This is a genomic window from Streptomyces sp. NPDC044921, assembly GCF_056432865.1.
The window spans coordinates 1-14,454 of the sequence record NZ_JBWKIF010000015.1; the positions used below are offsets into that span (position 1 = coordinate 1).

At 70.2% G+C, this 14,454-nt stretch carries 12 protein-coding genes, 1 rRNA gene and 1 riboswitch; of the genes, 12 read left to right on the plus strand and 1 reads right to left on the minus strand.

Annotated features, from left to right (window positions below):
* The 11 genes from rrf to AC07DA_RS23045 all read left to right on the plus strand — a co-directional run.
* A 5S ribosomal RNA gene (gene rrf, locus AC07DA_RS22995) occupies positions 1-95 on the plus strand; the annotation flags it as partial.
* 109 nt (positions 96-204) lie between these two features.
* Positions 205-813 (plus strand): cardiolipin synthase ClsA, encoded by a 609-nt coding sequence (gene clsA, locus AC07DA_RS23000; RefSeq protein ID WP_479130039.1) that lies wholly within the window; start codon positions 205-207, stop codon positions 811-813.
* Between the two features lie 116 nt (positions 814-929).
* Complete coding sequence (locus AC07DA_RS23005) at positions 930-3,425, plus strand: sugar phosphate nucleotidyltransferase (RefSeq protein ID WP_479130040.1); 2,496 nt, start codon at positions 930-932, stop codon at positions 3,423-3,425.
* Between the two features lie 98 nt (positions 3,426-3,523).
* On the plus strand, positions 3,524-4,435 hold the full coding sequence (locus AC07DA_RS23010) for a DUF881 domain-containing protein (RefSeq protein ID WP_479130041.1): 912 nt from the start codon (positions 3,524-3,526) through the stop codon (positions 4,433-4,435).
* Positions 4,432-4,764, plus strand: coding sequence for a small basic family protein (locus AC07DA_RS23015; protein ID WP_003988855.1), 333 nt, complete (start codon positions 4,432-4,434; stop codon positions 4,762-4,764). Before AC07DA_RS23010 ends, AC07DA_RS23015 begins: the two co-directional genes overlap by 4 nt.
* Positions 4,765-4,769: 5 nt before the next feature.
* Positions 4,770-5,705: a DUF881 domain-containing protein gene (locus tag AC07DA_RS23020; protein WP_479130042.1), complete on the plus strand. Its 936-nt coding sequence runs from the start codon at positions 4,770-4,772 to the stop codon at positions 5,703-5,705.
* 61 nt (positions 5,706-5,766) lie between these two features.
* Positions 5,767-6,723, plus strand: a complete 957-nt coding sequence (locus AC07DA_RS23025) for an FHA domain-containing protein (RefSeq protein ID WP_479130043.1) — start codon at positions 5,767-5,769, stop codon at positions 6,721-6,723.
* A 51-nt stretch (positions 6,724-6,774) separates the two neighbouring features.
* Positions 6,775-7,515: a transcriptional regulator FtsR gene (ftsR, locus tag AC07DA_RS23030; RefSeq protein WP_479130044.1), complete on the plus strand. Its 741-nt coding sequence runs from the start codon at positions 6,775-6,777 to the stop codon at positions 7,513-7,515.
* 84 nt (positions 7,516-7,599) lie between these two features.
* Positions 7,600-8,073, plus strand: a complete 474-nt coding sequence (locus AC07DA_RS23035) for a bifunctional nuclease family protein (RefSeq protein WP_026253112.1) — start codon at positions 7,600-7,602, stop codon at positions 8,071-8,073.
* A gap of 310 nt (positions 8,074-8,383) precedes the next feature.
* Positions 8,384-9,067, plus strand: a complete 684-nt coding sequence (locus AC07DA_RS23040) for a MerR family transcriptional regulator (protein ID WP_479130045.1) — start codon at positions 8,384-8,386, stop codon at positions 9,065-9,067.
* Positions 9,068-9,221: 154 nt separating this feature from the next.
* On the plus strand, positions 9,222-10,727 hold the full coding sequence (locus tag AC07DA_RS23045; RefSeq protein ID WP_479130046.1) for a DNA polymerase IV: 1,506 nt from the start codon (positions 9,222-9,224) through the stop codon (positions 10,725-10,727).
* On the opposite strand, the gene AC07DA_RS23050 is transcribed toward AC07DA_RS23045, so the two are convergent.
* On the minus strand, positions 10,643-11,020 hold the full coding sequence (locus tag AC07DA_RS23050; protein ID WP_479130047.1) for a PRC-barrel domain-containing protein: 378 nt from the start codon (positions 11,018-11,020) through the stop codon (positions 10,643-10,645). The genes AC07DA_RS23045 and AC07DA_RS23050 overlap by 85 nt on opposite strands.
* 113 nt (positions 11,021-11,133) lie before the next feature.
* Positions 11,134-11,229, plus strand: a riboswitch (glycine riboswitch).
* Between the two features lie 177 nt (positions 11,230-11,406).
* Between AC07DA_RS23050 and gcvP the strand changes: the two genes are divergently transcribed.
* The gene (gene gcvP, locus AC07DA_RS23055; protein ID WP_479130048.1) at positions 11,407-14,292 is read left to right on the plus strand and encodes an aminomethyl-transferring glycine dehydrogenase; all 2,886 of its coding nucleotides are present in this window, start codon (positions 11,407-11,409) and stop codon (positions 14,290-14,292) included.
* Positions 14,293-14,454 lie beyond the last annotated feature (162 nt).

The following is a 14,454-nucleotide window of genomic DNA, read 5'->3' on the forward strand; positions in this document are numbered from 1 at the left end:
AAACGCCCGGTTACATTCCGAACCCGGAAGCTAAGCCTTACAGCGCCGATGGTACTGCAGGGGGGACCCTGTGGGAGAGTAGGACGCCGCCGAACTCCCTTTAAAGCTCCGGTTCTTGGGCATCACAGCCCGAGAGCCGGAGCTTTTTTGCGTTGAGGTAAGGTCAGGGGGCATCGTTGGCTCGTTTCCCCAGGAGGCACCCGGGTGGAGGTTCAGGAGACTCGCGTCCAGACGGACCGTGTGCTCACCATCCCGAACATCCTCAGCATGGCGCGGCTCGTCGGCGTGCCCCTCTTCCTGTGGCTGATCCTGCGACCTGAGTTCGGTGGTCCCCAGAGTGACGGCTGGGCCCTCCTCGTGCTGGCCCTGAGCGGCGTCAGCGACTACCTGGACGGCAAGCTCGCGCGGCGCTGGAACCAGATCAGCAGCCTCGGCCGGCTTCTCGACCCCGCGGCCGACCGGCTCTACATTCTCTCGACATTGGTCGGCCTCACCTGGCGCGAGATTCTGCCCCTGTGGTTGACCGCCGTACTTCTGGCGCGGGAGCTGGTTCTGCTGGTGATGGTGGGCATCCTCCGCCGGCACGGCTATCCGCCGCCGCAGGTGAACTTCCTGGGCAAGGCCGCGACCTTCAACCTGATGTACGCCTTCCCCCTGCTCCTGCTCAGTGACGGAAGTGGTTGGATCTCGTCACTGGCTGCTATTTTCGGATGGGCGTTCGCCGGATGGGGTACAACCCTCTATTGGTGGGCAGGAGTCCTCTACGTGGTACAAGTCCGCCGCCTGGTCCGTGCGGACGCCATGACCGATTGAACTCGCGGATTCCCTCCGCCCAGCGCGGTGCGATGGCCCGTGGTCGAAAAGTGCGGGAGAATCCTCGCGGGGGAAGTCGGCTGGATCGCCGTCTCTTCGAGGAGGACGCCCCCGACATGAAGGCCGTCGTGATGGCCGGAGGCGAAGGCACGCGCCTTCGTCCCATGACCTCAAGCATGCCCAAGCCGCTCCTGCCCGTGGCCAACCGCCCGATCATGGAGCACGTTCTGCGGCTGCTCAAAAGGCATGGGCTCAACGAAACAGTCGTGACTGTCCAGTTCCTGGCCTCACTGGTCAAGAACTACTTCGGTGACGGCGAAGAGCTCGGAATGGAGCTCACCTATGCCAATGAGGAGAAGCCACTCGGTACCGCCGGAAGCGTCAAGAACGCGGAAGAGGCGCTGAAGGACGATGCCTTCCTCGTCATCTCCGGCGACGCGCTGACCGATTTCGACCTCACCGAGCTGATCAATTTCCACAAGGAGAAGGGCGCGCTCGTCACGGTCTGTCTGACCCGTGTGCCCAATCCCTTGGAGTTCGGCATCACCATCGTCGACGAAGAAGGCAAGGTGGAACGCTTCCTCGAGAAGCCCACCTGGGGCCAGGTCTTCTCCGACACGGTGAACACCGGCATTTACGTGATGGAGCCCGAGGTCTTCGACTACGTCGAGGCCGACGTACCCGTCGACTGGTCCGGCGACGTCTTCCCGCAGCTGATGAAGGAAGGCAAGCCCATCTACGGCTATGTGGCCGAGGGCTACTGGGAGGACGTCGGCACGCACGAGAGCTACGTGAAGGCGCAGGCCGACGTGCTCGAGGGCAAGGTCGACGTCGACATCGACGGATTCGAGATCTCGCCCGGTGTGTGGGTGGCCGAGGGTGCCGAGGTGCACCCCGACGCCGTTCTGCGCGGGCCCGTCTACATCGGTGACTACGCCAAGGTCGAGGCCGGGGCCGAAATCCGTGAGCACACCGTCGTGGGCTCCAACGTGGTCGTCAAGAGCGGTGCCTTCCTGCACAAGGCCGTCGTTCACGACAACGTGTACGTGGGTCCCCACAGCAATCTGCGCGGCTGCGTGGTCGGCAAGAACACCGACATCATGCGCGCGGCGCGGATCGAGGACGGGGCGGTCATCGGTGATGAGTGCCTGATCGGCGAAGAATCGATCGTGCAGGGCAATGTGCGGGTCTACCCGTTCAAGACGATCGAAGCCGGTGCCTTCGTCAACACATCGGTGATCTGGGAGTCCAGGGGGCAGGCGCACCTTTTCGGTGCCCGCGGTGTCTCCGGAATCCTGAACGTCGAGATCACGCCGGAACTCGCGGTGCGGCTGGCGGGCGCGTACGCCACGACGCTCAAGAAGGGCTCGACCGTCACCACGGCCCGGGACCACTCGCGTGGTGCGCGTGCGCTGAAGCGGGCGGTGATCTCCGCGTTGCAGGCCAGTGCCATCGACGTACGGGACCTGGAGAACGTGCCGTTGCCCGTGGCGCGGCAGCAGACCGCGCGGGGCAGTGCCGGCGGGATCATGATCCGGACGACGCCCGGAGTGCCGGACTCCGTCGACATCATGTTCTTCGACAGCCAGGGCGCCGACCTGTCGCAGGGCAGCCAGCGGAAGCTGGACCGGGTGTTCGCACGCCAGGAGTACCGCCGTGCCTTCCCCGGGGAGATCGGTGACCTGCACTTCCCGGCGAGCGTCTTCGACTCGTACACCGGGTCGCTGCTGCGGAACGTCGACACCACCGGGATCGCGGACTCCGGGCTCAAGGTCGTCGTCGACGCGTCCAACGGAAGCGCCGGACTCGTGCTGCCGAGCCTGCTCGGCAAGCTCGGGGTCGACTCGCTGACGATCAACCCGGGTCTCGACGAGTCCAGGCCGACCGAGACGGCCGACATGCGGCGGTCGGGCATGGTGCGGCTCGGGGAGATCGTGGCGTCCTCGGGAGCGGCGTTCGGCGTGCGGTTCGACCCGGTCGGTGAGCGGCTGTCGCTCGTCGACGAGAAGGGCCGGATCATCGAGGACGACCGGGCGCTGCTGGTGATGCTGGACCTGGTCGCCGCCGAGCGGCGCAGTGGCCGGGTCGCGCTGCCGGTCACCACGACCCGGATCGCCGAGCAGGTGGCGGCGTACCACGGGACCCAGGTCGAGTGGACCACGACGTCTCCCGACGACCTCACGCGCGTGGGCGGTGAGGAAGGGACGATCTTCGGCGGTGACGGCAAGGGCGGCTTCATCGTCCCCGAGTTCAGCAGCGTGTACGACGCCACCGCGGCCTTCGTCCGGCTCATCGGGCTGGTCGCGCGGACGCAGCTCACTCTGAGCCAGATCGACGCGCGGATCCCGCGGGCCCATGTGCTGAAGCGGGACCTGGCCACTCCGTGGGCCGTGAAGGGGCTCGTCATGCGGCGGGTCGTCGAGGCGGCCGGGGACCGCTTCGTGGACACCACGGACGGCGTGCGCGTGGTGGAGACCGACGGCCGCTGGGTGATGGTGCTGCCCGACCCGGCCGAGGCCGTCACCCACCTGTGGGCCGAGGGGCCGGACGACGCCTCCGCCCAGGCCCTGCTGGACGAGTGGTCGGCGGTCGTGGACAGCGCCGGCCGGTAGCACCGCCTGCACGCGTGCGTGCCGGACAAGTGTCCCCAACGGGGCCTGTCCGGCACGCCGGTGGGGCCGTTCGGAGGTAGTGGCCGCGACGTGCGACGATGTGCGGCATGCCGCAGCAACCCCCCATTCGGAGCACACCCACGCGGCCCCGGCGCCCGGACGCGTCCATGTCGTTGATCACCAACGTCATGGACCACAGCCTCGACGACGGCTACGCCGAGGCCGCCGCGCGGAAGAAGGCCGCGGGTGACGGCGGCATGCCGAAGACCCTCCGGGCCAAGCTGGGGCTCGCGGCCGGCCTGGTGCTCGCGGCCCTGGTGGTGACCGTGGGGGCAGCTCAGGCCCGGGTCGCCGCTCCCGTCGTCGCCAAGGAGCGCGAGGAGCTGATCGACCGCATCGACCGGGAGACCGAGGCGGCGGACAAGCTCGAGGACAAGGTCGACGAGCTGCGCGAGGACGTCGGCGCACGGCAGCGCGAGGCGCTGAAGCACAGCGGCGGAAGCGCACGGTCGGAACTCGTCGGCATCCTGTCGGGGGCCGTCGCCGTGCACGGTCCCGGTGTGAAGCTCGTGGTGAACGACGCCAAGGAAGCCGGCACGGGCGGCGGCGGTGACCCGCGCGGGAGCTCCGGCTTCTCCGACACCGGCCGGGTGCGCGACCGGGACATGCAGCGCGTGGTCAACGGGCTGTGGGAGTCGGGGGCCGAGGCGATCTCCATCAACGGGCAGCGGCTGACGGCGCTGTCCGCGATCAGGGCCGCGGGAGACGCGATACTGGTCGACAACAAACCGCTGGTGCCGCCGTACACGGTGCTCGCGGTGGGGGACGGGCAGCGGCTGAGCACGCGGTTCCAGGACAGCGCCGACGGGTTGTACCTGAACGCGCTGCAGGAGAGCTACGGCATCAGGACAGGCATCTCCGTGGAGGACGACCTCCGGCTGCCTGCCGCGCCGAGCGTGACCGTACGTACAGCACAGCCGAGCACTGAGAGCGAGAAGGGCACATCGTGATCGCCGTACTGGGCCTCGTCGTGGGAGTCGTGGCCGGCCTGTTGGTCCGGCCTGAGGTTCCGGCGGTGGTCGAGCCTTACCTGCCGATCGCCGTCGTGGCGGCTCTGGACGCAGTCTTCGGGGGTCTGCGGGCCATGCTCGACGGGATCTTCGACGACAAGGTCTTCGTGGTGTCGTTCCTGTCGAACGTGGTCGTGGCCGCGCTGATCGTGTTCCTGGGTGACAAGCTGGGCGTGGGCGCCCAGCTGTCCACCGGTGTGGTGGTCGTCCTCGGCATCCGGATCTTCTCCAACGCCGCGGCGATCCGCCGGCACGTGTTCCGGGCGTGAGGCCGATGAGCGAGCACGACGAGACGCGCCCCGAGGAGCAGGGCGACCCGCGCACGGACCGCCCCGGGGAGAGCGGTGACCCCGGGAACGGGCTGCGCAGGGAGCTGCCCCAGGAGGTGTCCGCCCCGGTGCCCGCCGCGCGGGAGACCCCGAAGGCCGGACCCCGTCCCGGACCGGAGCCCGCGTCCGCGGCTGACGAGGCGGTGCCCGGGCCGCGGCTGACCGGCAGGCAGCGCCTGGTGCAGGGGCTGTGGCCGCCGCGAGTCACGCGGGCCCAACTCATCGTGGCGCTGCTGCTGTTCGGTCTCGGGTTCGGCCTGGCCGTGCAGGTGGCGTCCAACAGTGACGGCGACAGTGCCCTGCGCGGTGCGCGGCAGGAGGATCTGGTCCGCATCCTCGATGAACTGGACGACCGGACTCAGCGTCTTGAGGACGAGAAGCAGGGTCTCGAGAAGCAGCGGGACGAGCTGGAGAACAGCTCGGACCAGGCCGAGGAGGCCCGGAAGCAGACGATCGAGAAGGAGCGGCAACTCGGCATCCTGGCGGGCACGGTGGCCGCGCAGGGGCCCGGCATCACCATGGCCATCCAGGACACGAAGGGGACGGTCGAGGCGGACATGCTGCTCGACGCGATCCAGGAGCTGCGCGCGGCGGGTGCGGAGGCGATCCAGGTGAACGGCGTCCGCGTGGTCGCCGGGACGTACCTCGCGGATTCCGGCAAGGGCGTGAGCGTCGACGGGAACAAGATCAACGCGCCCTATCGTTTCAAGGTCATCGGCAAACCGCAGGACCTCGAGCCGGCGCTCAACATCCCCGGAGGCGTGGTGCAGACTCTCGAGAAGGAACAGGCCACCGTGACCGTCGAGCGATCGACCAAGATCGTCGTGGACGCCTTGCGAGCGGCGAAGCGGCCTGACTACGCTCGGTCGTCCTCGCAGTGAACCGGGGGTGCATGGGCGACGTCCGGCGAGGGCATGAGGTTGCGGGGGGTCGGCGCACCGAATGGGTGGTGCGTGGTGGAAACTGTCTGGTGCAGACGGACGTTGTCAGGATGTCCGGGTCGGCCAGAGTGTTCAGTCAGGGTTCGTCCTGCCCCACGGGCGGGTCTGTTTCGGTCAAGGGGAATCGCCCGTGAAGTTGTTTGCGAAGTTGTTCGGCAAGAGCGCGCGAGAGGGCAGCGACAGCAGTGCCACCGCCCGTCATCGCGCACAGCCTGACGCGGAAGGCCAGCGGCCGCTCTTCCGCGACCAGGTCGCTGGTCCGGGTGGTGACATCTCCCGAGGTCAGGGCGCGCCGTCGGTTGACCCTGCGCAGCCCGGCGGCATAGGTTTCGGCCAACCGTCAGCCTCAGGTGCGGGTGGAGGGTTTTCCGACCCGTATGCGTCCCACGCTCCCGGTGAGCAGCCGCGGCAGGAGGATCCGATGTCGGCCCTGGTGTGTACGAGGTGCGGTAACCGCAACGCGGAGAACAGCCGCTTCTGCTCCAACTGCGGCGCGCCGCTGCGGGCCGGGGCGACTCCGGAGCGTCCGTCCGAGACGACCTCCACGATCTCCATCTCGGGTCTCGAGGCCTACGACAGCGAGACCACCGGCCAGACGCCGATGCCGACGCTGTCTCCCGAGGCACAGGCCGCCGTGGACGCGCTTCCCCTGGGCTCCGCGCTCCTGGTCGTGCGCCGCGGGCCGAACTCGGGCAGCCGCTTCCTGCTCGACAGCGATCTGACCACGGCCGGCCGTCACCCGCAGAGCGACATCTTCCTGGACGACGTCACGGTGTCCCGGCGGCACGTGGAGTTCCGCCGCGGCCAGGACAACTCGTTCACGGTGGCCGACGTGGGCAGCCTGAACGGCACGTACGTGAACCGCGAGCGGATCGACCAGGTCGCGCTGAACAACGGCGACGAGGTGCAGATCGGCAAGTACCGGCTGGTCTTCTACGCGAGCCAGCGGGGCTACTGACCGGACTCGTCCGGGGAGCCCCAGCGAAGGTCCGTCCGTCAGGGAAGGTCCATGCTTCGAACACCGAGCGGCGGTGCCGGCCACGGCGCCGCCGCCGCGGACAGTGGGCTGATGAGCATCGGCACGGTGCTGAACGTGCTGCGCGACGAGTTTCCCGAGGTCACGATCTCCAAGATCCGTTTTTTGGAGGCGGAGGGGCTCATCGAGCCGCAGCGAACCCCCTCGGGGTACCGCAAGTTCAGCGCCCAGGACGTCGAGCGCCTCGGCCACGTCCTGCGGATGCAGAGGGACCACTATCTGCCCCTGAAGGTGATCCGCGAGCATCTGGAGGCCATGGAGCGCGGTGAGGCCGTCCAGCTGCCCGTGGTGGGACGCCAGCGCGACGGCGACGAACCCGCGCCCGAGGCTCCCGAGGGCCCCACGGCGGCCAGGATCGGACGTGAGCAGCTGCTCGCCGCCGCCGGCATCGGCGAGCAGGAGCTCAAGGAGTGGGAGTCGTACGGGCTGCTCACTCCACTGGAGGACGGGGCCTACGACGCCGAGGCCGTCACGGTGGCCTCGCTCGTCGTCGAGCTCGGGCGGTTCGGGATCGAACCGCGGCATCTGCGGGCCATGAAGGCCGCCGCCGACCGCGAGGCGGGCCTCGTGGACCAGGTGGTGGCCCCGCTCAAGCGGCACCGGAACCCGCAGACCAGGGCTCACGCGCAGGCGCGCACGAAGGAGCTGGCGGGGCTCACGGTGCGGCTGCACTCCGCGCTGGTGCAGGCCGCGCTCGGAGTGAGGCTGCCCTGAGCAGCGGGCCGCGCGAGGGCCGGATCAGGTGCCCGATCCCGGCCCGACTACCCAAACATCCCGAGCACGGCCTAGGGTTGCTGTGTGAACGAGCTCGATGTCGTAGGTGTCCGGGTCGAAATGCCCTCCAACCAACCGATCGTGCTGCTGCGTGAAGTGGGAGGCGACCGTTACCTTCCCATCTGGATCGGACCGGGGGAGGCGACGGCGATCGCCTTCGCCCAGCAGGGCATGGCCCCCGCGCGGCCGCTGACCCACGACCTGTTCAAGGACGTGCTGGAGGCCGTCGGCCAGGAGCTCACGGAAGTGCGCATCACGGACCTGCGCGAGGGCGTCTTCTACGCGGAGCTGGTCTTCGCCAGTGGGGTCGAGGTGAGTGCCCGCCCGTCCGACGCCATAGCGCTCGCGCTGCGCACCGGGACGCCGATCTACGGCAGTGACACGGTGCTCGACGACGCCGGTATCGCGATCCCGGACGAGCAGGAGGACGAGGTGGAGAAGTTCCGCGAGTTCCTCGACCAGATCTCTCCGGAGGACTTCGGCACCAGCAGCCAGTGAGCTCCGTACGCGAGGTCCGGGCGGCAGGGAGCACGAGCGGTCGTGAGGCGAAGGGGCGGCCCGGCGGACGATGTGGTCCGCGGCAGGGTCGCCCGACGCGTTGTGAGGAGTGAATTGCCCGCATGTGCCGGTGGCGAGTGAGAGCGTCACACGGTCCGCGCCGAGCGCATTCGGCTAGCCTTTCCCCGCGGTGGGGCACGGGAAACCACTCTTAGGGTGATTATCACTCGGCGTGGCGAGTGTGGCGATCGTTGACGCACCCCTGGTGACTGCCTACCGTCGAGAAGGCAGGTCAAGGACGGAGGTCGGCGTGAGAAGCAGCGGCGACGGTACGGCTGGGGGCGGCCCCGAGCGCAGTCTCAGGGCGAGCGGTCCGTACCCTTCCCCCGGCTCACGGCTCCGCGCGAGCGGGGGGTACCACCAGCCGGGCGACGCGGCCGGTCACGCTCCGCAGCGACCGACGGCCGTGCCGAGCAGCGGAGGGACGACGTCCATGGCGTCCGAGCAGATCGGCTATCGGGGTCCGACGGCCTGTGCGGCCGCCGGCATCACCTACCGGCAGCTGGACTACTGGGCCCGTACGGGGCTCGTCGAGCCGAGCGTACGCCCCGCCTACGGATCGGGGACGCAGCGGCTGTACAGCTTCCGCGACGTCGTCGTCCTGAAGATCGTCAAGCGGTTCCTGGACACCGGGGTCTCCCTGCAGAACATCCGCACGGCCGTGCAGCACCTCAGAGAACGCGGTTTCCGCGACCTGGAGCGGATGACGCTCATGAGCGACGGGGCCACGGTCTACGAGTGCACCTCGCCGGACGAGGTCCACGCGCTGCTCCAAGGCGGCCAGGGGGTCTTCGGGATCGCCGTCGGTGTGGTGTGGCGGGATGTCGAGAGCGCCCTGTCCCAGCTGCACGGGGAGCGGATCGACACCGGCGAGACGCTGGTCGGGCCCAACCCGGCGGACGAGCTGGCGCGGCGGCGGAACCGGGCCGTCTGAGCCGTTCGGGAGACGGAGTCCCCTGTGCGCGGGAGGCGGGACGTTTCCGCGCCCGCACCGCCCGGCCGCAAGCGATTGCTCCCGCCGGCCCGGCCGCGACGCGACCGGGCGGCCTGCCGGGCCGTTGTCAGTGCCGTAGGGCAGCATCGGAGGTGTGAGAACCGCGCCCACGATCCTGCATCTCGACATGGATGCCTTCTTCGCCTCGGTGGAGCAGGCGTCCAAGCCGAGTCTGCGCGGGAAGGCCGTGGTCGTGGGCGGACTCGGGCCCCGGGGGGTGGTGGCCACGGCGTCGTACGAGGCGCGGGTCTTCGGGGTGCATTCGGCGATGCCCATGGGGCAGGCCAGGCGGCTCGCGCCCAACGCCGCCTACCTCGTGCCGCGCTTCGGGCTGTACAAGGCGATCAGTGAGCGGGTCATGGAGCTGCTGAGGGCGTTGTCGCCGCTCGTGGAGCCGCTGAGCCTGGACGAGGCGTTCGTGGACCTGGAGGCGGGTGGAGTGGCCTGGGACGAGCAGTCCGCGCGGCTGGTCGGGACGCAGCTGCGCGCGGACATCCGCGCGGTCACGGGCCTCACGGGATCGGTGGGCCTCGCCGCCTCCAAGATGCTCGCGAAGATCGCCTCCGAGCAGGCCAAGCCCGACGGGCTGGTGGTGATCGAGCCGGGCACCGAGCGGGCGCTGCTCGGGCCGATGCCGGTGCGCACCCTGCCCGGAGTGGGCCCGGCGACGGGTGACCACCTGCGGCGGGCCGGGATCACCACGGTCGAGGAGATCGTCGAGGCGGGCGAGGACGAGCTGGTCCGGCTGCTGGGCAAGGCGCACGGGCACGGGCTGTACGCGATGGCCCTGGCGCGGGACGACCGGCCCGTGGTGGCGGAGCGGGAGGCGAAGTCCGTGTCCGTGGAGGACACGTACGACGTGGACATCCACGACCGGGTGCGGGTCGGCCTCGAGGTGCAGCGGCTGGCCGGCCGGTGCGTGCGGCGGCTGCGCGGGGCCGGTCTCTCCGGACGGACGATCGTGCTGAAGGTGCGGCGGTACGACTTCTCGACGCTCACCCGGTCCGAGACGCTGCGGGGACCGACGGACGACCCGGGGGTGATCGGGGAGGCGGCGGCCAGGTTGCTGGACTCGGTGGACACCACGGGCGGGGTGCGGCTGCTCGGGGTGGGGGTCAGCGGACTCGCCGACTACACGCAGGAGGACCTGTTCGCACAGGCCGCGGGGGAGCGGACGGTCGCCGAGGGGCCGGTCGAGGAGCATGCCGTGGCGCAGGACGAGGAGCAGCCGTCGCTCGCCGAGCGGCGCTGGCCCGCCGGGCACGACGTGCGGCACACCGAGTTCGGGCACGGATGGGTGCAGGGCAGCGGGCTGGGCCGGGTCACCGTGCGCTTCGAGACGCCCGGCTCGGCGCCCGGGAGGGTGCGGACCTTCCGGGTCGACGACCCCGCGCTGGAGCTGGCGGAGCCGCTGCCGCTGGTGTTACGAAGACCCGAGGGGACCGAGGGCGGATCCGCCGGCCCGGTGGCGTCGCCGTCGGGGGCGGCTTCGGTCTGGGATCAGGCCGCCGGGGATCAGGCCGTCTGCTCGTCCGAGCCCGCCAGCCTGCCGAAATCGTGGTCCGGCAGCGGGGGAGGGGCCGCGATGTCCAGGCCGTAGTGGTGGTAGAGCTGGAGTTCCTGCTCGGGGGAGAGGTGGCGGCCCACGCCGAAGTCGGGGGCGTCCTTGATCAGGGCCCGTTCGAACGGGACGTGGAGGGCGCCGTCGATCAGTTCGCTGGGCTCCAGGGGGACGAACGCGTCCCGGCTGAACAGCCCGGTCCGTATGGCCGCCCACTCCGGCTCGCCGCTGGCGTCGTCGAGGTAGACCTCGTCGATCGTGCCGATCCTGGTTCCGTTGCGGTCGAATGCCTTGCGGCCGATCAGGTTGCGCGGATCGATGTCGGTACGCACGGGACCTCCACACAGTCGCAACTCATCCGTAGGCACTACAAAACGGCACAATCGGGGAGGCGGCCACTCGAAGGTTCGTGCGTTGACCTCGCTGGTACGCTGGCAACGGCTGCTGACCCCGTGCGGGAGAGTCCTCCGAGCACCTTCGGAGGCGCCGAAGGAGCAAATCCTCCCCGGAATCTCTCAGGCACACGTACCGCACGGACGAGGTCACTCTGGAAAGAAGAGCGGGTGTCGACGGCTTCCGCTCTCACCGACGGTGAAAGCCGGAGGCCTTCGGGCGATCCGGTGAAGCTCTCAGGTTGAGATGACAGAGGGGGAGGCCGTCCGGGTACCCGCGCCGTGGTGCCCCTCGAAGGTCGTGTCAGACCAGGAGGCCTCCGCCCATGACCGCCCATCGCATTCCGCTTTCCGAGCTCGAAGAGGCAGTCCCCTTCGAGCAGCGCCACATCGGCCCCGACCACGAGGCCCGGGCCAAGATGCTCGCGCAGGTCGGCTACGGCTCGCTGGACGAGCTCACGGCCGCCGCCGTCCCGGCCGTCATCAAGAGCGCCGAGGCCCTCGACCTGCCGGGGGCCCGCAGCGAGGCCGAGGTGCTCGCCGAGCTGCGCTCGCTCGCCGACCGCAACCAGGTCCTCGGCTCCATGATCGGGCTCGGCTACTACGGCACGTTCACCCCGCCGGTCATCCTGCGCAACGTCATGGAGAACCCGGCCTGGTACACGGCGTACACGCCCTACCAGCCGGAGATCTCGCAGGGCCGGCTGGAGGCGCTGCTGAACTTCCAGACCATGGTCGCCGACCTCACCGGGCTGCCGACCTCCGGTGCCTCCCTGCTCGACGAGGGCACCGCCGCGGCCGAGGCCATGGCGCTGTCGCGGCGGATGGGCAAGAACAAGAAGGGCCTGTTCCTGGTCGACGCGGACGCGCTGCCGCAGACCATCGCCGTGATCCGGACCCGGGCCGAGCCCACCGGCGTCGAGGTCGTCGTCGCCGACCTCACCGACGGCATCCCGGCCGAGGTCGCCGAGCGCGAGATCAACGGCGTGCTGATCCAGTACCCGGGCGCCTCCGGAGCCGTACGGGACATCAAGCCCGTCATCGACCGGGCGCACGAGCTCGGGGCGGTCGTCACCGTCGCCGCCGATCTGCTCGCCCTGACGCTGCTGAAGTCGCCCGGTGAGCTCGGTGCCGACATCGCGGTCGGCACGACCCAGCGCTTCGGTGTGCCGATGGGCTTCGGCGGGCCGCACGCCGGCTACATGGCGGTCAAGGAGAAGATGGCGCGCAGCCTGCCCGGGCGGCTCGTCGGCGTCTCCGTGGACGCCGACGGGAACAAGGCCTACCGGCTCGCCCTGCAGACGCGTGAGCAGCACATCCGCCGCGAGAAGGCCACCAGCAACATCTGCACCGCGCAGGTGCTGCTCGCCGTGATGGCCGGCATGTACGCCGTCTACCACGGCCCGGACGGGCTGAAGGGCATCGCGCGGCGCACCCACCGCTACGCCACGGTGCTCGCCGCCGGGCTCGCGAACGGCGGGGTGGAGGTCGTGCACGGCTCCTTCTTCGACACCCTGACCGTGCGCGTCGCGGGCCGGGCCGCCGAGGTCGTGGCCGCCGCGCGCGACAACGGGGTCAACCTGCGCCTCGTCGACGCCGACCACGTCTCGATCGCCTGCGACGAGACCACCACCCGCGCCCAGCTGCGGGCCGTGTGGGCCGCCTTCGGTGTCGAGGGCGTCATCGAGGCGCTGGACGCGGCCACCGAGGACGGCCTGCCGGCCGGCCTGCTGCGCACCGACGACTACCTGACGCACCCGGTCTTCCACCAGCACCGCTCCGAAACGGCGATGCTGCGCTACCTGCGCCGGCTGGCCGACCGGGACTACGCGCTCGACCGCGGCATGATCCCGCTGGGCTCCTGCACCATGAAGCTCAACGCGACCACCGAGATGGAGCCGGTGACCTGGCCCGAGTTCGGGCAGCTGCACCCCTTCGCGCCCGCCGAGCAGGCCGAGGGCTACCTCACGCTCATCCACGAGCTGGAGGACCGGCTCGCCGAGGTCACCGGGTACGACAAGGTCTCCCTCCAGCCGAACGCCGGGTCCCAGGGCGAGCTGGCCGGGCTGCTCGCCGTGCGCGGGTACCACCGGGCCAACGGCGACGAGCAGCGGACCGTCTGCCTGATCCCGTCGTCCGCGCACGGCACCAATGCCGCCAGCGCGGTGATGGCGGGCATGAAGGTCGTCGTCGTGAAGACCGCCGACGACGGCGAGATCGACGTCGAGGACCTGCGGGCGAAGATCGAGCAGCACCGTGACGAGCTCGCGGTGCTGATGATCACCTACCCGTCCACGCACGGCGTGTTCGAGGAGCACGTCGCGGACATCTGCGCGCAGGTGCACGAGGCCGGCGGCCAGGTCTACGTCGACGGCGCCAACCTCAACGCCCTGGTCGGGCTCGCCAAGCCGGGGCACTTCGGCGGTGACGTCTCGCACCTGAACCTGCACAAGACCTTCTGCATCCCGCACGGCGGCGGCGGCCCGGGCGTCGGTCCGGTGGCGGTGCGCGAGCACCTCGCGCCGTACCTGCCGAACCACCCGCTGCAGCCCGAGGCGGGCCCGGAGACGGGCGTCGGCCCCATCTCGGCGGCGCCCTGGGGCTCGGCGGGCATCCTGCCGATCTCGTGGGCGTACGTCCGGCTCATGGGCGGCGAGGGGCTGAAGCGCGCCACGCAGGTGGCGGTGCTCAGCGCCAACTACGTCGCCAAGCGGCTGGAGCCGCACTACCCGGTGCTCTACACCGGCCCCGGCGGGCTCGTCGCGCACGAGTGCATCATCGACCTGCGTCCGCTGACCAAGGCGACCGGTGTGAGCGTCGACGACGTCGCCAAGCGGCTCATCGACTACGGCTTCCACGCGCCGACCATGTCGTTCCCGGTGGCCGGGACGCTGATGATCGAGCCGACCGAGTCGGAGGACCTGACCGAGCTGGACCGGTTCTGCGACGCGATGATCGCCATCCGCGCGGAGATCGAGAAGGTCGGTTCCGGCGAGTGGCCCGCCGAGGACAACCCGCTGCGGGGCGCCCCGCACACCGCCGGTGCCCTCGCCGGGGAGTGGGAGCACGCCTACAGCCGTGAGGAGGCCGTCTTCCCGGCCGGGGTCTCGACCGCCGACAAGTACTGGCCGCCGGTGCGCCGCATCGACCAGGCGTTCGGCGACCGGAACCTGGTCTGCTCGTGCCCGCCGCTGGACGCGTACGAGGACTGATCCGCCGAGTCGGTCGGGGGAGGGGCTCCGCGCCGCGGAGCCCCTCCCGTCATGCGGTGGACGCCTGGGCGGTGCCGCGGCGCCTGGGGGACCGGTCGGCCCGGGGCGGGCTGCCGACCCGGCCCGGCGTCCTCGTGGACACGGCCGGGCTCGTGACGCGCC